Below are 21557 nucleotides of genomic sequence, written 5' to 3' on the forward strand. Positions count from 1 at the left end.
TTTGATCGGTGGTGTACACAAAATCAATGTGGGAGCGAGCCTGCTCGCGAAGACGGCCGGCCAGACACCACAGATCTCGAATCTGCCCGCCCTCCCCCAATCCCCGTATAATCGCCCTCTTTTTCCCGAAGGCACCCCGCTCGTGGCAGACAAACGTTACAGCTGCATTGGTTTGTACAACCCCAAGTCACCGGAGAACGTCGGTTCGGTGATGCGCGCCGCAGGCTGTTACGGCGTGGCGTCGGTGTTCTACACCGGCAAGCGTTATGAACGCGCCGCCGACTTCGTCACCGACACCAAGCGTGTGCACTACGACATCCCGCTGATCGGCATCGACGACCTGAAAAAGATCCTCCCGCTCAACTGCGTCCCGGTCGCCGTGGAACTGGTCGAGGGCGCCCGCCCGCTGCCGGAATACACCCATCCGGATCGCGCGCTATACATCTTTGGCCCGGAAGACGGCTCGCTGGATAAAGAGATCCGCGACTGGTGCGAAGACGTTGTGTACATCCCGACCACCGGCTGCATGAATCTGGCAGCGACGGTCAACGTGGTGCTCTACGACCGCATGGCCAAGGGCCTGAATACCCGCTCCGGGCCGAAATTCCGCTGAAACGTCGCACATCCGATGGAACGAGCCGGCCGCTGCGGCAGTCAGCTTATCTATCTATTGCACATCGCCTGGGAGACAGATCATGACCGAACTCAAACGCGTCCAACGTATCGATTCCACCCCGTTCCAGAGCCCGACCGAGCAGAACGTACAGGGCTGGGAGCGCATCGGCTCGCTGGCCGGTGGCGTGATCATGGTCGGCAAGGGCCTGCGCCGTGGCGGCGTGTTCGGTCTGATTCAAGTGGCGATTGGCGGCGTGGCGATGGCCCGTGGCATCACCGGGCACAGCTCGGTGAAGAGCCTGCTGGAGAAAAGCCGTCAGGACATGAACAACGTGCGGGCGAAGATCGAGCGCGCCGGTGAAGAACTGAGCCAGCTCAAGGCCAATGCCGAGGCGGCGACCAGCACCGCGACGGTGACTGGCAATGATTCGGTGAAATCGCCGAAGGCCGGGGTTTAAAAGCAAAAGATCGCAGCCTGCGGCAGCTCCTACATGTGGAATGCGTTTCCCCTGTAGGAGCTGCCGCAGGCTGCGATCTTTTGATCTTTACTGCAACAATGCGCTATCGAGGACTTTGGAAGACTCGCCCAGAACACTCTCGGCCAGTTGCACAAACTCCTTGGTACTCACCATCCCCAGATGCATCGCCCCGCGCAACACATCATCCAGCGAACGTTTGTTGCGCGTCTTCAAGCGAATCTCGCGATCGAGTTCCTGCAGCACCACCACCGCTTTGGCAACTTGCGCCGGGCTGATCTGCTCGCCGCGCAGGGACGTGACTTTCTGACTGTCCTTGGTCAACTTCGCCTGCAACGCCTGATAACGCTCATCGCTCATGCCACCGGCACGGCGCACCAGTTCGATCGCGTAATACTCGGCAAAGCCTTCACTGATCCAGTCGCTGCGATGTTCATCGTTGATGCGCCCGAACACCTGCGCCAGTTCACGCACCAGCGCACTGCTGCCGCTCTCGCTGACCAGCGGCAAACGCGTATTCAGATAGATCGATTCATGCGCACCGAGACTGCCACGCCACATAGGGTCGTTGGCGCCGACAATCAGCAGTTTTTTCGGATGCCGGGGATAGACCGCTTGCACCTGCGGCCAGACGAACGTCAGCAGCGTCAGCACATCCATGCGGCGCATGCCCTGCCCTCGCGGTGAGGCCACGGTGACTTCGGTTTCGCCCAGGCGTGTACGACGGCTGCCGAGGTGACCGGCAAGCATCCAGCCGGTCGGGCGGTCGAACAGGCGCGAAGGGTTGTCGATGCGAAATGTGTTTTTGCCGATGCGCGGCCAGGCGGTTTCGACGCTTTGCCAGCCGTTGGGCAGTTCGAATTGCAGACGTGACATCAGCTCGACGCCATCCTGCTGATCGAGCCGGGCCGGCGGCACCAGATCATCACCGCGCAGCAGCGCCCAGGTCGGGGTCATGCGCGTGTCGAAGCTGCCGCTCTTGCGGCCGTGGCTGATGCTGACGCGGTAAGTCAGGCTGGGCTTGTCGCCGCTCGGACGCCAGAGGCCCCGAGCATGCTTGCCCGGAGACAATTGCCACTGACCATCGGCCTTGAAGTCGCTGTAGTGGCTACCATCGCCGAGGTCAAAATCGAGGCTGCGTACCGCTTCGCCCTTGGCCAGGGTCAGGCGCACTTCGGCCTGATCGCTTTGCGGCAGCAGGCGCACGTGGTAATCCAGATCGACTTTCTTTGCCGCCCACACCGGTGCGCTTAGCGCCAGCAGGGCGATCAGCGATGCCCGCAGCAATCCCCCAGCCATACACACTCCTTGTTCAATCCTGGAAACCCTGGGTACTTATCCGGCGCGGAAAATCAGATGATCTTCCCAGTCATCCTCCGGCACGCTGCCTTCGGCGAGCATGCGTCCGGACTGGGAAATCCGTTCGTGGTGCACGGCGTCACGATCGCCACACACCAGGTGGTGCCACAGCGGCAGATCCTTGCCTTCGCTGACCAGGCGATAACCGCAGGTCGGCGGCAGCCATTTGAATGATTCGGCCTGGCCCGGAGTGAGCTGAATGCAGTCCGGGACAAACTTGATGCGGTTCGGGTAGTCGCTGCACTGGCAGGTTTTCAGGTCCAGCAGTTTGCAGGCGATGCGCGTGTAATAGACGCTGTTGTCTTCTTCATCTTCGAGTTTCTGCAGGCAGCACAGACCGCAGCCGTCGCACAGCGATTCCCATTCCTCGTGATCCAGTTGCTCGAGGGTTTTGCGTTTCCAGAACGGTTCGACTTTGGCGGCCATGGCTCAAGCATCAACATCAGGTGGTGAAAAGGCCGCCAGTCTAGTGCCCAAGGCCTTGCGGGCCAAGCGCTGGCGACTGTCGGTAAATCGCGCTTGTCAGCCGAATCGCCGCCCAGTAGGGTTTTGCCACGAATTCATGACGCAAACACAGCAAGGAATCTTTTGATGAGTGCCAACCCTCGCGTTGCCGATTACGCCATTCACCCGCAGTTCACCGATCGCTGGTCGCCCCGCGCCTTCACCGGTGAAGCGATCCCGGAAGAAACCCTGCTGAGCTTTTTCGAAGCCGCACGCTGGGCGCCTTCGGCGTACAACTCGCAGCCGTGGCGTTTTCTGTATGCGCGTCGTGATACGCCGAACTGGGAGCGCTTCCTGGGGCTGCTGAATGAATTCAACCGCAGCTGGGCGCAACACGCGTCGGCGCTGGTGATCGTGATTTCCAAAACCACCTTCACCGCACCGGGCGCGACGGAAGAGAGCCCGGCGCTGTGGCACACCTTCGATACCGGCTCTGCTTGGGGCCACCTGGCGCTGCAGGCGAGCATCAGCGGCTGGCACACCCACGGCATGGCCGGTTTCGATCAGGAGCTGACCCGCAAGGAGCTGAATATTCCGCAAGGTTATGCGCTGCACGCGGCGGTCGCTGTCGGCAAGCTGGGTGACAAGGCGACCTTGGCCGAGTACCTTCAGGCCCGCGAAGAGCCGAGCCCGCGTCGCCCGCTGAGCGAGCTGGCTGCAGAAGGCAACTTCACCCTCTAAGCCAGCACAAAAACAAATGTGGGAGCGAGCCTGCTCGCGAAAGCGGTATGTCAGACAACGATGATGTTGGCTGACACTCCCCCTTCGCGAGCAGGCTCGCTCCCACAGTTTATTCGGCGAACATTCAGTAACCGCGGTTGAAATCCACTTCCCCGCGCAACGCTTCTCCCGCCTGATACGCCTTCAGATTCTCGACGAACAACTGCACCATCAACGCTGGCGACGTCGGTGCCGAGCTGTGTCCGGTCAGCAACAAGCCCCACGCCGTCCAGAACGGATGGCGTTGCGGCAACGGCTCCTGACGGCAGACGTCGATCACCGCACCGGCCAGATGCCCTTCCTTCAGGGCTTCCACCAGATCCGCATCAACCACCGCCACGCCGCGTCCGACGTTGATGAACAACCCCGTCGGCTTGAACTGCTTGAACAGCGCCGCATCGTAGATATCGTGGGTGTGCGCAGTGTTCGGCAGCAGGTTGACCACGTAATCGACCGCGCCCACCAGCCGTGGCAGATCCGCCATCGAACCGACTTCGATGAACGGCGCTTGCTCACGCGCGCTGCTGGCAATGCCGTACAACTCGACGCCAAACGGCAGCAGGAACTGCGCCACACTCTGACCGATATCGCCGGTCCCGACGATCAGCACCTTGCGCCCGACCAGGCTCTGGCCGGTGCGGTTATCCCACTTGCGTTCGACCTGGCTGACCAGCCGCGCCAGCACTTCCCGTTCATGACCGAGCATGTAGGTCAGTACGTATTCGGCCATCACCTGACCGAAGATCCCCACCGCGCGGGTCAGGCGGTAATCGCGGCGCAGACCATCAGCGAGCAGCGGCGTGATGCCGGCCCAGGTCGATTGCAGCCATTGCGGCTGGTGGCCCTGACGCAGCAGGGTCGCCAACAGGTCCGGCTGCCCCAGCCACACCGGGCAATCGGCAGCCTGACGCGCCAGTTCGGCAGAGTCGCCACTGGTCAGGACTTCAAGTTCGGGGGCCATCTGGCGCAGTAGCCGGGCGTACACCGCGTGGTCGTGTTCAGCAATCAGAACGCGCATCTTCAAACCTTTCGCAAACCGTGCAGGCAACCGCCGAAAGAGCCGTGCTCCTTCGTGGCGGTCGTCGCCGTAAAATCAGTTCCAGGGTGGCAAGAGGCCCAGAACAGGGCCTCGCAGATCAGACCGGGTCGTTGCGTCGCAGCAACTCTTCGGGCAAGTGTTCGATGTACTCGTCCTCGGCCGGTGGCATCTGCAGGTGATAGCCCTGCTTGTCGAGGTTTTCCAGGACCACGGTGATGTCCTCGCGCGCCAGTGTGCGCTCGGGGGTCAGTACCAGGTCAAAGGAATGCTTCGCCTTGCCGAAGGCCGCCATCAGCGCCTCGGGCACGCGCTCAAGCGCATCGCTCTTGAGCACATAAAGATACATCCCGGGTTTCTTCGAACTTTGGTAAATGGAGCAAATACGTTTCAAGGCTGTTCTCCGGCGGTGGCCAGGCTGTCGAGCAGCTTCTGGCCCATGAGTTCGCGGCGCCAGCCACGCAGCGACTCAGGCAATTGATAAGGGCCCTCGGGGAAGCCGCTTTTGACCAGCGCTTCGAGGGTTTTCTTGCGCAGCATCAGTTCCGGCGCGATGCCCAGGCGTTCGGCTTCGACCTGGCCGAGGGCGCGCAGTTGCTTGATCAGCGCCGCCGCTTCGACCGGCAATGGCTCCGGCACCGCCGGCGGCCATTGATCAGGCCCCACACTGCCAGAGCGCTTGATCAGATCAAGCAGAAATTGGCCGTCCTGACGCACGGTACGCGGGTGCATGTCTTCGATCTTGCCCAGCGCGGCGAGGTTGTCCGGTTGCGTGCGGGCCAGCGGCCACAGCGAGTGCTCACGGACAATGCGGTTGCGCGGCAGATCACGGGCACGCGCTTCTTTTTCGCGCCAGGCGCACAGTTCACGCAGCACCGCCAGTTGCGCGCGGGACAGTTTCCACGCCAGTTTGGCTTCGCGATAGACCTCGTACGGATCGGTCTCGCGGCGCAGGTTGGCGACCAGTTCGGCGCCGTCCTCCAGCACCCAGGCGAACTTGTCGCCGTACAGCTTCGGCCGCAGCTGTACGAAAACTTCCGCCAGATGCACCGCGTCTTCAGCGGCGTAGCTGATCTGCGTGTCGGACAGCGGGCGTTGCAACCAGTCGGAACGGGTTTCGCCCTTCGGCAGCTCGATACCGAGCACCTCCTGCACCAGCCGCGAATAGCCCATCGAGAACCCGAGGTTCAGATAGGCCGCGGCCAATTGAGTGTCGAACAACGGCGCCGGCAAGCTGCCGGTCAGACGCAACAGCACTTCGAGGTCTTCGCTGCAGGCGTGCAAGACTTTGAGCACCGCCGGGTTTTCCAGCAGCGCCGCCAGCGGTTGCCAGGCGTCGATGGTCAGCGGATCGATCAGGTAGGCGCGTTTGCCGTCACCGACCTGCAGCAAACCGGCAATCGGGTAGAAGGTGTCGACCCGCATGAATTCGGTATCGAGGGCAACGAACGGCAGTTGCTGCCACTCGGCGCAAAGCTGCGCGAGGCTTTCGTTGTCGCGAATCCAGTGAATATCGATGGCCACACGGCTCTCCCTTGAAGAATGGCGCGCAGTATATATCGCCGCCGGCGTTTTACGCGCCTGCGCAGGACCAGAGCTGTAACGAAATATCCTGCCAGAGATAAAGAATAGTCTGACAGCGTGGTCAGCACGAGGGATCCGAACCTCCCCGTGTAGGAGCTGCCGAAGGCTGCGATCTTTTGATCTTGTTTTTAAAAACCAACGTCAAAAGATCGCAGCCTTCGGCAGCTCCTACACAGGGGAGTGTTATTTAGTTTTTAAATAGTACTGGGGAAATCTGATTTGCCGATAAGTGCTGCGCGCCGCCTAATCGACAGCCTCCGCAATCCAGAGTCTGCCGATGGAAAACGTCCGTGCCACCTCCCGCCCCGCTGTCTGGCTGATGCTGGGCATCATCCTCGTCGCGCTCAATCTGCGCCCGTCCATGGCCGCCGTCGGGCCATTGTTGTCGGCGATTCGTGGCGATATCCCGCTGAGTTTCAGCGCGGCCTCGCTGCTGACCATGCTGCCGGTGATGGCGATGGGGCTGGCGATGTTTTTCGGCATAGGCATCAGCCGACGCCTGGGCGAGCAGCGCACGGTGATCCTGTCGTTGCTGATTATCGGGCTGGCGACGCTATCGCGGCTGTGGCTCGGTTCGGCACCGCAATTGATTGGCAGCGCGGTGCTGGCGGGGCTTGGCATCGCCTTGATTCAGGCGCTGATGCCGGCGCTGATCAAATCACGCTTCCCCGATAACGTGGTGCTGTGCATGGGCCTGTATGTCACGTCAATCATGGGCGGCGCCGCGCTGGCCGCCTCATTCTCGCCGCTGGTAATGGGGCAGACCGGCAGCTGGCGCACCGGGCTGGCGATCTGGGCAGGACTGGCCGTGCTCGCGTTGCTGGTCTGGTGGACACAGTCGACCCCATCATCCATCCACAACACGCCTGTAGGAAAAGAGTCCTTCACGCGTAATTCCCGTGCCTGGTTGCTCGCCCTCTTCTTCGGCCTCGGCACGGCGTCCTACACCTGCGTGCTCGCCTGGCTGGCGCCGTACTACGTGGAACAAGGCTGGAGCGAACAGCACGCCGGTCTGCTGCTGGGTTTTCTGACCGCCATGGAGGTGATTTCCGGGCTGCTGACGCCGGCCATCGCCAATCGCAGCCGTGATCGCCGTACCGTCCTCGCAGCGTTGCTGCTGTTGATCATCGGCGGCTTCTGCGGACTGATCCTCAGCCCGCAACACCTCAGCCTGCTGTGGCCGTGCCTGTTGGGGCTGGGCATCGGCGGCTTGTTCCCGATGAGCCTGATCGTCTCACTCGATCACCTCGACAACCCGCAGCGCGCCGGCAGCCTGACCGCATTCGTGCAAGGTATCGGCTACTTGATCGCCGGCCTTTCGCCGCTGCTGGCCGGAATGATCCGCGACCGGCTCGGCAGCTTCGAATGGGCCTGGTGGTCGCTGACTGCGGTAATGATGGTGATGTTGCTGATAGTGCTGCGTTTCGACCCTCGGCAGTACGCCCGACACATCCGTTGAAGCCAGATACCATCGCCGAGCTAGAGGCTTCTTGCCATCTTTTTGCGGTTTATCTGGCGACGTCGTGTTGCTAAAACTTTCTGTCCCACAACTGACATTGAATCGTCCTACAAGGCTTTGTCCTGGCACCATCGTTCCGTTACGATCATGCGCACACGTTTGCGCGGATTCAGCGCAAGGAGCACAGCGAGACGGAACGGATGCTGAACAGTAACTTGCTTCGAAAGCTCGACATGCAGGACCTCATGGTGTTTATCGCCGTGTATGAGCAAAGCAGCGTCACGGATGTCTCGGAGACGCTTTGCGTCAGCCAGTCCACTGTCAGCTACTGCCTGAAAAAATTGCGCACCAGTTTCGAAGACGATCTGTTCATCAACACCCGCACAGGCATGCGCCCCACCTACAAGGCCGGCACCATGTACGGCCATGTGCAGAAAATTCTCGAAAGCATCAACCTGTGCCACGCCGGTGCCCCGGCCTTCGACCCGACCCACCAAGCGAAAACCTTCAACATCTGTGCGCCGGAATACTTCGAGCAACTGGTGTTGCCGCGCCTGTTGAAGCGTTTCGACTTCGACGATTTGCCGGTGGTGGTCAACATGCACAAGTTCGAGACCGACGTACCCGCCGACGAACTGCGCGAAGGCAGCCTCGATCTGGTCATCTGTTTCGGCCCCAACTTCCACCGCAGCCACACCGACCTCAAGTCGCGAATGCTGCTGGAAGACGATCTGGTCTGCGTCTTCGACAAACGCGCCACGCCGCTGGAACCGCGCCTGAGCCTGCAGGCCTTCACCGAGCGGCGCCATGTGTTCCCGACACCGTGGACGTCCAGCACCAACATGGTCGATGGCTGGCTGGCGCGCCAGGCGCAGAAACGGCAGATCGTTGCGCGCTCCAACAGCTACAGCGCGGCGCTGAAAATGATCACCGGCACCGACTTCATCCTCACCCTGCCCCGGCGCATCCAGCGTCTGCTGACCAATGATGCGGTGTTCAATCACTGCGAAGCGCCGAACGGCCTGCCAGGGTTCACCCTCGACATGCAGTGGAGCCAGAACGCCGATCAGGACAGCGCCAACGTCTGGCTGCGCGAGCAGGTAATCAAGGTCTGCAATGAGCTGGAAGCGGCCTGAGTCCTACACGCCGATGGCGGTCTTGGTGTAGGAATCGCGGTCGATATCGAGCAACTCCACACAGAGCTGCACTTCAACCCCGGCCGGCCACTCGCACAGATCCTGCAACACCGCCAACAGACTTTCCGAGAGCTGCTTCTTGATTTGCGGCGAACGACCGCTGAGCAGCGCCAGCTTCACGTGGACAAAGGCGCGTTCGCCCATGCCGGTGCCCACCTTGAAAGTCTCGACCTTCACCGCCCGGCTTTTGATATCGAACTCCGCCGCGAACTGACCGGAACCCACCAGCGTGTTGTTGAGCCGGATCAACGCCACATCCGCGTTCAATTGCGGCAGGTTGGCGGTGTATTCCATGTGCAGATGTGGCATGGGGTGCTCCAGTCAGTCGGCAGAAAGGTCGTACATATACCACAGCATTGCCCTGCTCCCGTGCGGGTTTTTGCCTGCTCGCGATGAGGGCGTGTCAGTCACATCAATATTGTCTGATACTGCGCTTTCGCGAGCAGGCTCGCTCCCACAGGGGAGATTTGTGGTGGAATTCAGGGCGCGGTCAGCGGCCGTTCGCTCATGAATGCCTCAAGCCGTGAACGCAGCCAGCGTTCGGCCGGATCGCTGTCGACATGGCTGAGCCAGACCATCGACAGATCCAGCATCGGGGTCTTGAACGGGAACGGTTCCTTGAACAATCGACCAGAAGCCGCCATGGCTTCGGCGGTATAGTCCGGCAGGCTGGCGATCAGGTCGGTACCGGCGAGCAACGCCGGCAGCGCACTGTATTGCGGCACCGACAACACCACATGCCGGGTGCGGCCGATTTCCGCCAGCCACTCATCGGCATAGCCGCTGATGTTGGCCGTGTGCGACACCAGTACGTGCGGGCGTGAACAGTATTCGTCGAGGGTCAGCGGCGAATCCGAGGCGTCGGCACGCAGGATGCTCGGCTGGATATGCCGCAGCAGCTTGCGTTTGGCATTGGCCGGCAAGCCACGGGTCTGGCTGATGCCGACGGTAATGTCGCCGGCAGCCAGCAGATCGGGAATGCGCCAGTAGTCGACGTGTTGCACCACGAACACCACGCTCGGTGCCTCCTGGCGCAATGCCCGCAACAGCGGCGGCAACAGGCCGAACTCGACATCATCGGACAGGCCGATACGGAACGTCATGTTGCTCACGGCGGGGTCGAAGTCGTGAGTCAGGCTCAGCGCCACCGACAGCGAGTCGAGCGCCGGCGACAGATACCTGAACAACTCTTCGGCGCGGGCGGTCGGTTCCATGCGATGGCCGACGCGGATGAACAGCGGGTCATTGAACATCGCGCGCAAGCGATTGAGGGCCGAGCTGATGGTCGGCTGGCCGAGAAACAGCTTCTCCGCCGCCCGGGTGACATTGCGTTCAAGCATCAAGGTCTCGAACACCACCATCAGGTTGATGTCGGCCTTGCGTAATTCATTTCGATTCATCCATTGCCCCCGATCCCCAGACTGCTGGCAGTGTATGAAGTCCTTGGGATCGGCGTCTATCAGACGATTGGCGGTTTGTTCGACAACTTCACTGCACCGTCAGGGTTTGCAATCCCAGCCCCATGACTCGCGCATCGTCATTGAAGCCGAGCTTTTTCGGGCTGACCGCATCTGGCAGATGCAGCTGGACATTCAGATACTCCTCGGCGACCTGCGCCGCGCTGAGCGGAATTTCCAGCCGATTGCCCTGCACCTGGGTCAGACGCGTCGACAACGCCTCGACGCCATTGATGCTGACGATCACCCGCTGGCTGAGGTTCGGCGGCATGGCAAAGGCCAAGGCATCAATCACCAGCGCATGCGATCCGGGAGCGACGCGCAGCAGCAGTTCCGCATCTTGTCCATCACTCCAGGTGCCCCAGGCTTCCGGCGTGGACCAGCCTTTAACCAGTTGCCGGGTGCTGCGGTTGAACGTCTGCACCAGTCCCGGCTGGCTCAAGGGTATCGGCGACAGCGCCCGCCCCTGATCGACCATCGCCAGACAGTCATTACAGTGTTTCCAGCCCGGGGCCAGCACGACAAAGTCGTCGACCCGGGTCAACAGATCGGTGTCGCTGTGAATGCTCTTGACCGCCAGCTCCAGCGCGTCGTCATCGAGGATGTACAGCGAATCGCTGTCGTACCGGCCGCTGGCGACTTGGCTTTGCGTCGTGCGCAACAGCTTGTCCAGCGCCTTGGGGCTCGTACGCCCCAGGTAAGCCGCGTCGGTTTCCAACCCATGAGTGCCGGCAAAGTCGGCAATGGCCTGCCACTGATCAGGCTGATTTTTCGGCGTCACGGCACGGATGCTCTTGTAGTGCGCCGCTGCACTGACCCAGAACGGATCATGCATCGGGCTGGCCCAGGCCGAGGCTTCGGGGAGCATTTTCGCTGCTCTCAAACCTGCCCAGGCAATCCGGGTGTCGGCGACTTGCACCACCAACGCCAGCGCCAGCAGCCCCACGGCGATACGCGGCCGATAACCGCGCACCACCAGATAAGTGAGCAATATCACGATGGCGTAAAACACCGGCCAGAACATCCGGCCCGAAGCGCGAAAAATACTCGCTGCACGCAGCACGAATTCTGGCAGCGGATAGCTGAACGTCTGCAGGCCGAATCCGATCTGGTTCGACAGCGCGAACAGCGTTAATCCGATCAACGCCAACAACAAGAACGGGCGACTGCACAACAAAGCCTTCAACGAGATACCACTTTTGTACCAGCCGATAGCGGCCAGCGGCAGCAGCAACAGGACACCCAGCCCCAGGTAGTTGAAACCTTCGTAATCGCCTGCGCCCTTGGGGATGCCCGGCAAGACAAATGACCAACCGTCTGGATCCACCAGCGACAACAGGTTCATTCGATAAAAGCCGAAACCGCCGCCCGCCGCGCCATCGGTAATACTGAAATAACCCGCCTGCCAGCAGCACACGCTCACCAGCGCGAACAAGCCGCCCAGCTCGATCAGGACCTGACGGCGGATCAGCTTGCCGCCCCGCAGCTTGCCAAGCAGATCAGCCACCCAGATCAGCGCCACCATCCCCAACAGGTAGGCATGCACCAGCGCTGTCGCAGCCAGCAACATGCCCCATGCCAGGCGCCGCCGCTGCAGTGCCGGATGCAACGCCAGGTACAGCGCCGCAAGAATCAGAAAGTGCCCGGCCAGCGAAAGATGACCACCGGTGCGCAGAAACATCGGCGGCGAAAATACCAGCAGCCCGGTGCCGACCAAGCGCAACACGGGATTGTCGGTGATCAGTCCGAGCAGCTTCCAGGCAAACCAGGCCTGCAGAACGAAACACAGCAACAACCACATGCCGAAGTACTGGAATGTTTCCGGCAGCCACGCACTGAACGGCTTGAACAGCAACGCCAGCAACGGATTGGAATCGGAAAAAATGATCGCACTGCCCAACTCCATTCCATAGGACGGATTCAGCCCGAGCGGAAAGGTCCAGGGCGAGTGGCGAAAGAACGCCCAGCCCAGGTAATGCGTCGCCGGGTCGCCGTCCTTGAGCCAGGCAATGTTTTGCGGATCAAGGGCACGCGGGCCGATCACCAGAAAAAACGCCAGCGCTCCCAACAGGATTGGCAACAGCGCCAAGGCCGGATGCTTGTTCAAGCCTTTCATCGGTACGTCCAGAAATTGTGCAGCACAAAGGTGAACGCCGGAATGATCAGTGCCACGGCACCGATGCCCAGCAAATAGTGCAGTCCAGCCAATTGCGCTGCCCACGCAACGAACATCGCCAGCAAGAACCCGCCGAAGGACACCAGCATGAACCGCACCAATGTTCTGCCATGCAGCCGCGCGGAGAAACTCCAGGTGGTGTTGATCACGTAGGACACCACCGTCGCCACAGCGAATGCCACACCGTTGGCCAACGGCGGATGCGGGGCCACGAAGTTGATGAACAGCACCGCCACCAGCGCATGCAGAGCGGTGACGAACAGCCCGGTCACGGCAAAGCGCAAGCCGCGCTGGATCAACGCCGATCTATCGGCTGAAGTCACGGTTTGCACGCCAGCACAAACACGCTCAGACCAGCCAGACGGTTCATCCCCATCAGCGGCAGTTCAAGGCGGCAGAGGGTCTTGAGCACGCCGTTGACCAACGGATGATGACGCTTGAGTTGAGACTGCGGCGCGGCGGCCTGCGGGCCTTGGGGCAGCAAACGCAAGACCGCCGCGATCGGAAACACCGCACCGAAAAAGTAGGCACCGCGCTGCACAGTCAAGCCGGCGTCACGGGCCAGGGCTTCAAACTGCGCCAGGGTGTAGCGGCGTTTGTGTTCGAGGAAGTCGTCATGCCCGCTCCACAGAAACTGAAACGCCGGCACGGTCATCAGAAAACGGCTGCCGGACGGCACTTTATCGACGTAAGCCTTGAGCAGGCCGAGGTCGTCGTCGACATGCTCCAGCACGTCCATCAGCAGCACCAGGTCCGCGTCGACGGCGTCGATATCGCGGCGATAATGCACCGGTTTGCCGGCAGTGCTTGCATCAGAATCGGCGGGGTAGCTGATATCGACGCACCACGCCTCCTGCGCCGAGGTATGGGTCAACAGATGATGCGAAAAAAAACCCGATCCGGCGCCCACGTCGAGAATCCGCGTGATCGGTGCCTCACCGAGCAGGCGACGCGTTGCCGCCGCTTTGGAGCAGTAATACCAATGCTCGCCAATGCTGTCGCCGAGGATGTCGGTTTCCTTGAGATCCATGTATCAGTCCTTGGGGTCATAGACGCGGCGCACCAGAAAAACCGGCCGGCGTTTGGATTCGATGTAAGTGCGCCCCAAGTACTCGCCGAGTACGCCGATGCCGATCAACTGCAGGCCACCGAGGAACGTCACAGCCACCATCAACGAGGCATAACCGGGCATGTCGACGCCGTGGATCAGCGTGCGCACCACAATAAAAATGGCGAAGGCAAACGAGACCAGCGACACCGCCGCGCCGATGTAAGTCCAGATTCGCAGCGGTTCGGTACTGAAACTGGTGATGCCCTCCAGGGCAAAATTCCACAGCCGCCAGCCGTTGAACTTGCTCTGCCCTGCCACGCGCTCGGGCCGCTCGTAATCCACATGGGTGGTGCGAAACCCCACCCAGGCGAACAGGCCCTTCATGAAGCGCCGGGACTCGGGCAAGGTCAGCAAGGCATCGACCACACAACGGTCCATCAAGCGGAAATCGCCGACGTTTTCCGGCAGTGGTTGCTCGGCGATCTTGTTGTGCAGACGGTAGAACCAATGCGCCGAAGTCTGCTTGGCCCAGGTGTCGCTGCGGCGACTGATGCGATGACCGAGCACGACTTCATAACCTTCGCGCCAGCGCTCGATCATTTGCAGAATGACTTCGGGCGGGTCCTGCAGGTCGGCATCGATGGGGACAACGATCTGCCCGGTGGCGATCTGCAGGCCAGCTGACAAGGCGGCCTCTTTCCCGAAGTTACGGCTCAGATCGACGATGCGCAGCCGCGAGTCGTGCCGTTGCCGTTCCAGCAGCCCCTCAAGCGTGGCGTCGGTACTGCCGTCATTGACGAACACCAGTTCCAGAGCAATCGAGGTCTGCTGCCGGAAGACTTCGTCGATGCGCAGAATGAACGCGTCGAGACTGTCCTCCTCGTTAAAAACCGGGATAACCAGCGATAACGTGACCCGTGTGGCCTGTGCTGTTCCATGCTCAGTCAAGGGAATGCTCTTTTATAGTGTTTGTCGGTCGTCGAAGCATTTTCGACGCCATGAGCCGTCCCGTATTAAGCAGTAGCGCCGTTAACCTTGCAAGGCGCAAATGGCGACATTCCGGCCAATCCAGACGCCATTGCGCACGCTCTAGCCCGCACTCCTCAGAAACATCTGCCAACGATTGGAAACAAATACCCGATAGCGAAAAAAACTCGCTCCGCTAGGCTTGCGTCGATGCGACACACAGGTTGTCGCAAACACCATCGCAAGGAGCGAACTGAATGTATTTCGAGATCTACAGGCAATCCCGAGGCACCCCGAGCACCGGCAAAGGCCAATGGCGCTGGCGGCTGCGGGCGGGAAACCACGAGACGGTTGCCAGTGGCGAGTCCTATGTGAACAAGGCTGACTGTTTACACGTGATCGAGTTGATCAAGGGTGTGCAGAGCGATACGCCGGTGAAGGAGATCTGACCGCACCGTGCAGCACAGCGCTGCGTCCTACAGCCTCTTCCTTTTTTGCCTGCACCACTGGCGAAGCACTTCTGTGCCCCTACGCTCTTCCGCGTATGGGGCGATCCAGCCCTGTTAAGCCATATGACGTTCAACTCAAAAAAGGAGCCGCACCATGGCTAGAGACAAAGCGAAAGACGACAAACACTTCAACTGCACCCAAACACACGAAGCCGACTATGTCGCCAGCCTCTACCCGCACGCCAAGGATGAAGTGAAGACCTTCCTGGCCACGGCTTGCAAGGACAACACCCTGCGCAACTCGACGCACAAGGAAGTGTATGACTTGATCAAGCAGAAGCTGGGGCATTCACAGCCGTAAGTGGCTGAGGCGGGGTTCTCTAAAACCTGCAGAAACAAAAAAGCCCTGTAGCTTCTCAGCTACGGGGCTATTTGCTCTGTTCGGGAACGACGTACAACCTCCAGACCAGAATCAAGCTAGGCATGGGCCTCTCGGTCAAGAACATCCGCAACCCACTGATTAATGCTTTTTTGAGCCAATTGCGCTTTTACGGCAACAGTCGCATGAAGAGCTGGCGCCAAACGCAGACTGAGATTGCCCGAATAAGGCTTTTGAGGAGCACGGCCCAGTTTTGCGCAAGTCTCCAGATAGTCAGTAACAGCCTCTTCGAACGCTGACCGAAGCTCTTTTACAGATTCGCCATGAAAACCTACAACGTCCTTGATCCCAGCGATATGACCAACAAAAAGACCATCTTCATCACTGTATTCAATTCGGGCGGCATACCCGTTGTAATTCATCACGTTCATGGAGTGACTCCTGCTTGTTCAAGAAAAGCCCGAGCATCACGAACCTGATAGGGCTTTGCTTCTTTATCCGGGTGAGGTCGGTGGAACGTAGCGACCACACCTCTTAATTCAAACCGAACTCGCGAACCATTGCCTTCCAAGGTTCTGGCCCCGACCGCATTGAAAAGAGACTCGATGCGCGCCCATTCCAACGTGGCGGGTGGGTCGTGAAAATATAGCTGCGAGCGTACCGAGCTGTTTGTTGTTCATAGTATTACACCATGATACCGCGCAGGAAAAATTGCCAATCGCGATTCATATCGCTGATCGATGAAGCGCCCCCCTTTGAACAAGCGGACAACGCCACCCTCCAGGCTTGAAAAGCGGCGTCTTTTTCTCCGAATTTCGGTCAATATTGGGCACGCAGGTCAGGATAAGGAGTGATTTGAAACAGAGCTGTAGGTAGACTCCGAGAGTTACGTACGAACCGGCATCAATCGAGTCACATCCGATTATCGACTTTTCAACCTCGGGTTCCGGCGACAGGATTTGCTGATTACTCAAGCGAGCAGAAACAAAAAAGCCCCGTAACTCTTCAGCTACGGGGCTTTTTCTATGTAATGGCGGAGAGATAGGGATTCGAACCCTAGGTACCGGTGAAGGTACAACGGATTTCGAATCCGTCCCATTCGGCCACTCTGGCATCTCTCCAACGGCGCGCATCATAACAACACTTCTGTCGAAAGCAAACCCTCTTTCGAAAATTTTCTCCGTGCTATCAGATGCTTGCGTCGATTAAAGCGGTACACCCAGACGATTGGCGACTTCTTCGTAAGCTTCGATGACGTCACCGAGGCCCTGGCGGAAGCGGTCTTTGTCCATCTTCTTCTTGGTGTCCTTGTCCCACAGACGGCAGCCGTCCGGGCTGAATTCGTCGCCCAGGACGATAGAACCGTCGCTGAACACGCCGAACTCAAGCTTGAAGTCCACCAGCAAGAGGCCTGCGTCGTCGAACAGTTTGCTCAGGACTTCGTTGACCTTCAGCGACAGTTCTTTCATGCGCGCCAGTTGCTCGGCGGTGCCCCAGCCGAATGCCACGACGTGAGATTCGTTGATGAACGGGTCGCCCTTGGCGTCGTCCTTCAGGAACAGTTCGAAGGTGTACGGGTTGAGCTTCATGCCCTCTTCGACGCCCAGACGTTTTACCAGGCTGCCGGCAGCGTAGTTACGCACGACGCACTCGACCGGGATCATGTCCAGCTTCTTCACCAGGCACTCGTTGTCGCCCAGCAGCTTGTCGAATTGGGTCGGGATGCCCGCCGCTTCGAGTTTTTGCATGATGAAGGCGTTGAACTTGTTGTTCACCATGCCTTTGCGGTCGAGCTGCTCGATGCGCTTGCCGTCGAACGCCGAGGTGTCGTTGCGAAACAGCAGGATCAAGCGGTCAGCGTCATCGGTCTTGTAAACCGATTTGGCTTTGCCGCGGTAGAGTTCTTCACGTTTTTCCATGATGGGCTCCGCTTGCTAAGTAGATGGGCTAGGCGATATGGCGCCAGTCGAGCCCTGAATCTTGATCGGCCAGTTGCAGCCAGTCCGGGTCGCACCCGAGGGTGTCGACAAAACATTGCCGGGCCAGCTGCGGCAGGTTGTTCTTGCTGCTCAGGTGGGCGAGAACCAGATGCTGCAAGCCCTGCCACCCCAACTCGGCCACCAGGAATGCCGCCTGATGGTTGTTCAAATGTCCCAGCTCGCCGCCCACCCGCTGCTTGAGAAAGTACGGGTAATGACCACGTGCCAGCATGTCGCGGCAATGGTTGGACTCGATCATCAATGCATCGAGATCCCGATAACCGTCCAGCACCCGCTCGCAGTAGGAACCCAGGTCGGTCAGCAGGCCGAAGCGCCGCTGCTCGTTGTCACTGAATACATACTGAGTCGGCTCTTGCGCATCATGGGCCACGGCAATGACCCCGATGTTCAGTGCGCCGATCTGCAACTGCTCGCCGCCGGCGAGAAAGCCTGCGGGTTCGATCGGTTTGCGCATCCCGCGCAGTGTGCCGCGACTGAGGTAGACCGGCAGATTGTAGCGCCGAGACAGCAAACCCACGCCATGCACGTGGTCGGCATGTTCGTGGGTTACGAGTATCGCGCTCAATTGCGCCGGGTTCACACCCAGGCGCAACAGGCGTTTTTCGGTTTCCCGCAGGGAAAAACCACAATCCACCAGCACATACGTATCAGCGCTGGCGATCAGCGTGCCGTTCCCTTGGCTACCGCTGCCGAGAACGGCAAAGCGCATGTGATCAGCCCAGGTTGTCCTGAATCACGCTCAACACTTTGCGAGCCACATCGGCCGGCGCAACGGTGTTGATGTTCTTCTCGACGGTTACCTGAACGTTTTCGCCGACCTTGCTCAGGCGCACCTGATAACGCTCGGCGCGGGCTTCAACTTCTTCCTTGGTCGGCGCACTGCCGAACAGGCTACTGAAGAAACCAGGCTTCTCGTCCTTCTTCTCGGCTTTTTCGGCCAGGTTGATGTAATACAGACCCAGGCTGCGGTTGATGTCTTCAACGCGCCACTGACCTTGCTCCAGCGCACGACCGACGCTCGACCAGGCACGATCCAGATCCGGACCGACGTTCAACACCGGGTTGCCGCTACCGTCTTCGCTGAGGCTGACACGGCTTGGGGTATCGAAATCACGCGAAGCCAGCATCGACACCGAACCACCCTTCTCGGAGATCCGGCTCATGCTCGCCAGCATGTCGTCGACCAGCGCTGCGTCCAGGCCAGTGTTGACCGAACGGTTGGTGAAATCGACGTCAGCGGTGCTGCCGGCAGGACGCTCGGCGCTGACCACGTAGATTTCACTGGTGTTGCGCTGCACGCCCGGCTCGATGCGCACCCGCACGCGGGTTTCGCTGTCGGCGCCGACACCCGCTGCGCTCAGGCGCTTGGCCATGGCGGCGGAGAGCTCGTCGGAATGCTGCCAGGTGGTGGTGAATTCACCGGTTTGCGGACGCTGTTCATCCAGACGGAAACCGTTGTCCTGGAAGAACTGCACCGCCACTGGCCAGACTTCGGCTGGTGGGTGCTGGGCCACGACCCAACGCGAGTCACCGCTCTTCTGCAGCGAGTAGTCGGTTGCATCGGCAGCCGCCGTCAGCGGTTGTGGACGCGGCACCACGTATTCGCCCTTGGCAGTGTCATCGGCAACGTTGCGCGGGATCGGCAACAGCGGATCCAGACGCTTGGAGGTGCTGACATTCGGTGGCAATTGCATCGGTGCAGTCTGTTGCGCTTCCAGGTAATCGCTACCACGGTCACGGAAATAACCTTCCGGGCCCCAGACCCATCCGCAGCCACTGGTGCTGGAGATAATCAAGGCAAGTGCGGAAAGTCCGGCCATTCGCTTCATGCGTTGTACTTCCTCAATTAAACCAGGACGCTGCACTGGCGCAGGGCCGTGCGAAGCGTTTCATGACAAGGAGCGCTCAGCCAGGTCAGCGGCAGGCGGATGCCTTCGTGCATCAGGCCCATTTCAACCAAAGCCCACTTCACCGGAATCGGGTTGGCTTCGATGAACAGGTCCTTGTGCAACGGCATCAGTTTTTCATTGATTGCCCGTGCGGTCTCGGCGTCGCCTTTCAGCGCGGCCTCGCACAGGTCAGCCATTTCACGCGGGGCGACGTTGGCTGTTACGGAGATGTTGCCTTTGCCACCCAGCAGGATCAGCTCGACCGCGGTCGGATCATCACCGGACAGCACGATGAAGTCCTTGCTCACGCCGTCGATGATGGCTTTGGCGCGTTTCAGGTCGCCGGTGGCTTCCTTGATGCCGATGATGTTCGGCACGCTGGACAGGCGAATTACGGTCTCGGCCTGCATGTCGCAGGAGGTGCGGCCGGGAACGTTATAGAGAATCTGTGGAATGTCGACGGCTTCGGCAATGTGCTTGAAGTGCTGGTACAGGCCTTCCTGGGTCGGCTTGTTGTAGTACGGCACGACCAGCAGGCAAGCGTCGGCGCCGGCTTCCTTGGCGTTGCGGGTCAGCTCGACGGCTTCGCGGGTCGAATTCGCACCGGTACCGGCGATCACCGGGATGCGGCCTGCGACCTGTTTGACCACGGCTTTGATGACGGCGATGTGTTCTTCTACATCAAGGGTTGCCGACTCGCCGGTAGTACCGACCGCGACGATGGCATGGGTGCCGTTCTTGAGATGGAAGTCCACGAGTTTGCTGAGGCTGTCCCAGTCAAGACGCCCTTGTGCATCCATGGGAGTGACCAGTGCCACCATACTGCCCGCAATCATGAAACCGCTCCTGCCGGAAAAAGAGAGCGGTAATGGTACTGGCGCCAAGATGCTTGCACAAGCGAAGTACTGCGCCGCCATTCCCCTTGGCGTCGGTTTTCGCTACCCTTCAGACTTTGATCGGTACAGATCAGCTTGTACGCCGGGTTCCAGCCTCCCCTTTCGGCCTCCCAGGCCCCGTTCCAGTGTCGCTGCTGCACGTTCCGCCTTTATTGGAGCGAATTGCGAGCCAGGGTCCGGGGCTTTCTGAACGGGCACGCGCAGACGCATCCCGACGGCCAACGCCCATCGGCCTACCGACCGCTCATCGCTTTAGGAATGCTGCATGTCCACCCCCACAGTTCGCGAACAATTCCTTGTCATCAGTGCCCTTGGCGCCAACCCCATGGAGCTGACTAACGTCCTGTGCCGCGCCAGCCATGAAAATCGCTGCGCCGTCGTCACGTCCCGCCTGACCCGCCACGGCGAGTGCAGTGCTTTGGTACTGGAAATTTCCGGTAGTTGGGACGCCTTGGCCCGCCTCGAAGGCAGCCTGCCGACCCTGGCCAAGCGCCACGCCTTCACCGTCAACGTGGTACGCAGTGCGGCGCTGGAAAATCGCCCGCAGGCGCTGCCTTACGTGGCTTATGTCAGCTCGGCGTATCGCCCGGACATCATCAATGAGCTGTGCCAGTTCTTCATGGACCACAACGTCGAGCTGGAAAACCTGACCTGCGATACCTACCAGGCCCCACAGACCGGCGGCACCATGCTCAACGCCACCTTTACCGTGACTCTGCCGGCCGGCACCCAGATCAGTTGGCTGCGCGACCAGTTCCTGGATTTCGCCGACGCGATGAACCTGGATGCCCTCATCGAGCCTTGGCGCCCACAAAACCCAATGTAAGGAAGCTTTCATGGCCGTCGTCATCGACCAACCCGTTGCGGATTTCGAAGCACCTGCCACCAGCGGGCAGACCATCAGCCTGTCTGCCTTGAAGGGCAAGCAAGTGGTGATCTACTTCTATCCGAAGGACAGCACCCCGGGCTGCACCACCGAAGGCCAGGGTTTTCGTGACCAGTACGCGGCGTTTCAGGCTGCCAACACGGAAATCTTCGGGATTTCCCGCGACAGCCTGAAGTCCCACGAGAACTTCAAGTGCAAGCAGGAATTTCCGTTCGAACTGATCAGCGACAAGGACGAAGCGGTCTGCCAGCTGTTCGACGTGATCAAGCTGAAGAAGCTGTACGGCAAGGAATACCTGGGCGTCGATCGCAGCACGTTCCTGATCGACAAAAACGGTGTGCTGCGTCAGGAATGGCGCGGCGTGAAAGTGCCGGGGCATGTGGATGCGGTGCTGGCTGCGGCTCAGGCGCTGAATAAAGCCTGAAGATCAAAAGATCAAAAGATCGCAGCCTGCGGCAG

General features: G+C 60.0%; 25 protein-coding genes, 1 tRNA gene and 1 pseudogene. 9 read left to right on the top strand and 18 right to left on the bottom strand.

The window, feature by feature from the left end:
• The first annotated feature begins 142 nt into the window (after nt 1-142).
• Together ACM6HV_RS21055 and ACM6HV_RS21060 are read left to right on the top strand one after the other, a co-directional pair.
• Nucleotides 143-613 (top strand): RNA methyltransferase, encoded by a 471-nt coding sequence (locus ACM6HV_RS21055; RefSeq protein ID WP_007911337.1) that lies wholly within the window; start codon nt 143-145, stop codon nt 611-613.
• A gap of 82 nt (nt 614-695) precedes the next feature.
• Nucleotides 696-1073 carry a DUF2892 domain-containing protein gene (locus tag ACM6HV_RS21060; protein ID WP_041070334.1) on the top strand — a complete coding sequence of 126 codons (378 nt, stop codon included), beginning with the start codon at nt 696-698 and terminating at the stop codon, nt 1071-1073.
• Nucleotides 1074-1160: 87 nt separating this feature from the next.
• Here the strand turns inward: ACM6HV_RS21060 and ACM6HV_RS21065 are convergent, their stop codons facing one another.
• Together ACM6HV_RS21065 and ACM6HV_RS21070 are read right to left on the bottom strand one after the other, a co-directional pair.
• Nucleotides 1161-2390, bottom strand: coding sequence for a hypothetical protein (locus ACM6HV_RS21065; protein ID WP_414905214.1), 1230 nt, complete (start codon nt 2388-2390; stop codon nt 1161-1163).
• A gap of 36 nt (nt 2391-2426) precedes the next feature.
• Nucleotides 2427-2876: a YcgN family cysteine cluster protein gene (locus tag ACM6HV_RS21070; protein WP_086792005.1), complete on the bottom strand. Its 450-nt coding sequence runs from the start codon at nt 2874-2876 to the stop codon at nt 2427-2429.
• A 165-nt stretch (nt 2877-3041) separates the two neighbouring features.
• Between ACM6HV_RS21070 and ACM6HV_RS21075 the strand changes: the two genes are divergently transcribed.
• Nucleotides 3042-3635, top strand: a complete 594-nt coding sequence (locus ACM6HV_RS21075) for a nitroreductase family protein (protein ID WP_414905215.1) — start codon at nt 3042-3044, stop codon at nt 3633-3635.
• A 124-nt stretch (nt 3636-3759) separates the two neighbouring features.
• On the opposite strand, the gene ACM6HV_RS21080 is transcribed toward ACM6HV_RS21075, so the two are convergent.
• The 3 genes from ACM6HV_RS21080 to rnd form a co-directional block, all read right to left on the bottom strand.
• Complete coding sequence (locus ACM6HV_RS21080) at nt 3760-4692, bottom strand: D-2-hydroxyacid dehydrogenase (RefSeq protein WP_041070342.1); 933 nt, start codon at nt 4690-4692, stop codon at nt 3760-3762.
• 118 nt (nt 4693-4810) lie between these two features.
• Nucleotides 4811-5104 carry a YcgL domain-containing protein gene (locus tag ACM6HV_RS21085; RefSeq protein ID WP_003222599.1) on the bottom strand — a complete coding sequence of 98 codons (294 nt, stop codon included), beginning with the start codon at nt 5102-5104 and terminating at the stop codon, nt 4811-4813.
• Nucleotides 5101-6234, bottom strand: coding sequence for a ribonuclease D (gene rnd, locus ACM6HV_RS21090; RefSeq protein ID WP_414905216.1), 1134 nt, complete (start codon nt 6232-6234; stop codon nt 5101-5103). The genes ACM6HV_RS21085 and rnd overlap by 4 nt, the downstream gene beginning before the upstream one ends.
• A 337-nt stretch (nt 6235-6571) precedes the next feature.
• Here rnd and ACM6HV_RS21095 point away from each other — a divergent pair, with 337 nt between their 5' ends.
• Both ACM6HV_RS21095 and ACM6HV_RS21100 read left to right on the top strand, forming a co-directional pair.
• Nucleotides 6572-7753: a cyanate transporter gene (locus ACM6HV_RS21095; RefSeq protein WP_414905217.1), complete on the top strand. Its 1182-nt coding sequence runs from the start codon at nt 6572-6574 to the stop codon at nt 7751-7753.
• Nucleotides 7754-7953: 200 nt separating this feature from the next.
• Nucleotides 7954-8889, top strand: coding sequence for a LysR family transcriptional regulator (locus ACM6HV_RS21100; RefSeq protein ID WP_047292301.1), 936 nt, complete (start codon nt 7954-7956; stop codon nt 8887-8889).
• Nucleotides 8890-8892: 3 nt separating this feature from the next.
• Here ACM6HV_RS21100 and ACM6HV_RS21105 read toward each other — a convergent pair whose 3' ends face one another.
• The 6 genes from ACM6HV_RS21105 to ACM6HV_RS21130 all read right to left on the bottom strand — a co-directional run bounded on the left by ACM6HV_RS21105 (nt 8893) and on the right by ACM6HV_RS21130 (nt 14581).
• A complete protein-coding gene (locus tag ACM6HV_RS21105; RefSeq protein WP_041070350.1) occupies nt 8893-9258 on the bottom strand; it encodes a 5-carboxymethyl-2-hydroxymuconate Delta-isomerase in 366 nt (121 codons plus the stop codon).
• Nucleotides 9259-9428: 170 nt separating this feature from the next.
• Nucleotides 9429-10349: a LysR substrate-binding domain-containing protein gene (locus tag ACM6HV_RS21110; protein ID WP_041070352.1), complete on the bottom strand. Its 921-nt coding sequence runs from the start codon at nt 10347-10349 to the stop codon at nt 9429-9431.
• A gap of 88 nt (nt 10350-10437) precedes the next feature.
• Nucleotides 10438-12522, bottom strand: coding sequence for a DUF6311 domain-containing protein (locus tag ACM6HV_RS21115; protein ID WP_414905218.1), 2085 nt, complete (start codon nt 12520-12522; stop codon nt 10438-10440).
• Entirely contained in the window at nt 12519-12905 is a 387-nt protein-coding gene (locus ACM6HV_RS21120; RefSeq protein ID WP_108184368.1) for a GtrA family protein, read from the bottom strand. The genes ACM6HV_RS21115 and ACM6HV_RS21120 overlap by 4 nt, the downstream gene beginning before the upstream one ends.
• Nucleotides 12902-13612 (bottom strand): class I SAM-dependent methyltransferase, encoded by a 711-nt coding sequence (locus ACM6HV_RS21125; RefSeq protein WP_414905219.1) that lies wholly within the window; start codon nt 13610-13612, stop codon nt 12902-12904. The genes ACM6HV_RS21120 and ACM6HV_RS21125 overlap by 4 nt, the downstream gene beginning before the upstream one ends.
• 3 nt (nt 13613-13615) lie before the next feature.
• Nucleotides 13616-14581, bottom strand: coding sequence for a glycosyltransferase family 2 protein (locus ACM6HV_RS21130; protein WP_108181958.1), 966 nt, complete (start codon nt 14579-14581; stop codon nt 13616-13618).
• Between the two features lie 275 nt (nt 14582-14856).
• On the opposite strand from ACM6HV_RS21130, the gene ACM6HV_RS21135 reads away from it, so the two are divergent.
• On the top strand, nt 14857-15048 hold the full coding sequence (locus tag ACM6HV_RS21135) for a YegP family protein (protein WP_041070360.1): 192 nt from the start codon (nt 14857-14859) through the stop codon (nt 15046-15048).
• Nucleotides 15049-15202: 154 nt separating this feature from the next.
• Complete coding sequence (locus ACM6HV_RS21140) at nt 15203-15409, top strand: hypothetical protein (protein ID WP_145593341.1); 207 nt, start codon at nt 15203-15205, stop codon at nt 15407-15409.
• A 116-nt stretch (nt 15410-15525) separates the two neighbouring features.
• On the opposite strand, the gene ACM6HV_RS21145 is transcribed toward ACM6HV_RS21140, so the two are convergent.
• The 7 genes and pseudogenes from ACM6HV_RS21145 to dapA all read right to left on the bottom strand — a co-directional run bounded on the left by ACM6HV_RS21145 (nt 15526) and on the right by dapA (nt 20152).
• Nucleotides 15526-15858, bottom strand: coding sequence for a type II toxin-antitoxin system HicB family antitoxin (locus tag ACM6HV_RS21145; RefSeq protein ID WP_047598089.1), 333 nt, complete (start codon nt 15856-15858; stop codon nt 15526-15528).
• Nucleotides 15855-16107: pseudogene (locus tag ACM6HV_RS21150) on the bottom strand (type II toxin-antitoxin system HicA family toxin). The gene ACM6HV_RS21145 and the pseudogene ACM6HV_RS21150 overlap by 4 nt, the downstream one beginning before the upstream one ends.
• 351 nt (nt 16108-16458) lie before the next feature.
• Nucleotides 16459-16548 (bottom strand) — tRNA-Ser (locus ACM6HV_RS21155).
• A gap of 84 nt (nt 16549-16632) precedes the next feature.
• The gene (purC, locus tag ACM6HV_RS21160; protein WP_007963288.1) at nt 16633-17346 is read right to left on the bottom strand and encodes a phosphoribosylaminoimidazolesuccinocarboxamide synthase; all 714 of its coding nucleotides are present in this window, start codon (nt 17344-17346) and stop codon (nt 16633-16635) included.
• Between the two features lie 28 nt (nt 17347-17374).
• On the bottom strand, nt 17375-18136 hold the full coding sequence (locus ACM6HV_RS21165) for an MBL fold metallo-hydrolase (RefSeq protein WP_102354439.1): 762 nt from the start codon (nt 18134-18136) through the stop codon (nt 17375-17377).
• A 4-nt stretch (nt 18137-18140) separates the two neighbouring features.
• Nucleotides 18141-19256, bottom strand: a complete 1116-nt coding sequence (bamC, locus tag ACM6HV_RS21170) for an outer membrane protein assembly factor BamC (RefSeq protein WP_414905220.1) — start codon at nt 19254-19256, stop codon at nt 18141-18143.
• Nucleotides 19257-19273: 17 nt separating this feature from the next.
• The gene (dapA, locus tag ACM6HV_RS21175) at nt 19274-20152 is read right to left on the bottom strand and encodes a 4-hydroxy-tetrahydrodipicolinate synthase (RefSeq protein WP_027614465.1); all 879 of its coding nucleotides are present in this window, start codon (nt 20150-20152) and stop codon (nt 19274-19276) included.
• 325 nt (nt 20153-20477) lie between these two features.
• Between dapA and ACM6HV_RS21180 the strand changes: the two genes are divergently transcribed.
• Nucleotides 20478-21038, top strand: coding sequence for a glycine cleavage system protein R (locus ACM6HV_RS21180; RefSeq protein WP_007963284.1), 561 nt, complete (start codon nt 20478-20480; stop codon nt 21036-21038).
• Between the two features lie 10 nt (nt 21039-21048).
• Entirely contained in the window at nt 21049-21522 is a 474-nt protein-coding gene (locus tag ACM6HV_RS21185; RefSeq protein WP_047292290.1) for a peroxiredoxin, read from the top strand.
• The last annotated feature ends 35 nt before the right edge of the window (nt 21523-21557 follow it).

The organism is Pseudomonas sp. IT-P260, assembly GCF_949768395.1.
GTDB lineage: Bacteria > Pseudomonadota > Gammaproteobacteria > Pseudomonadales > Pseudomonadaceae > Aquipseudomonas > Aquipseudomonas parakoreensis.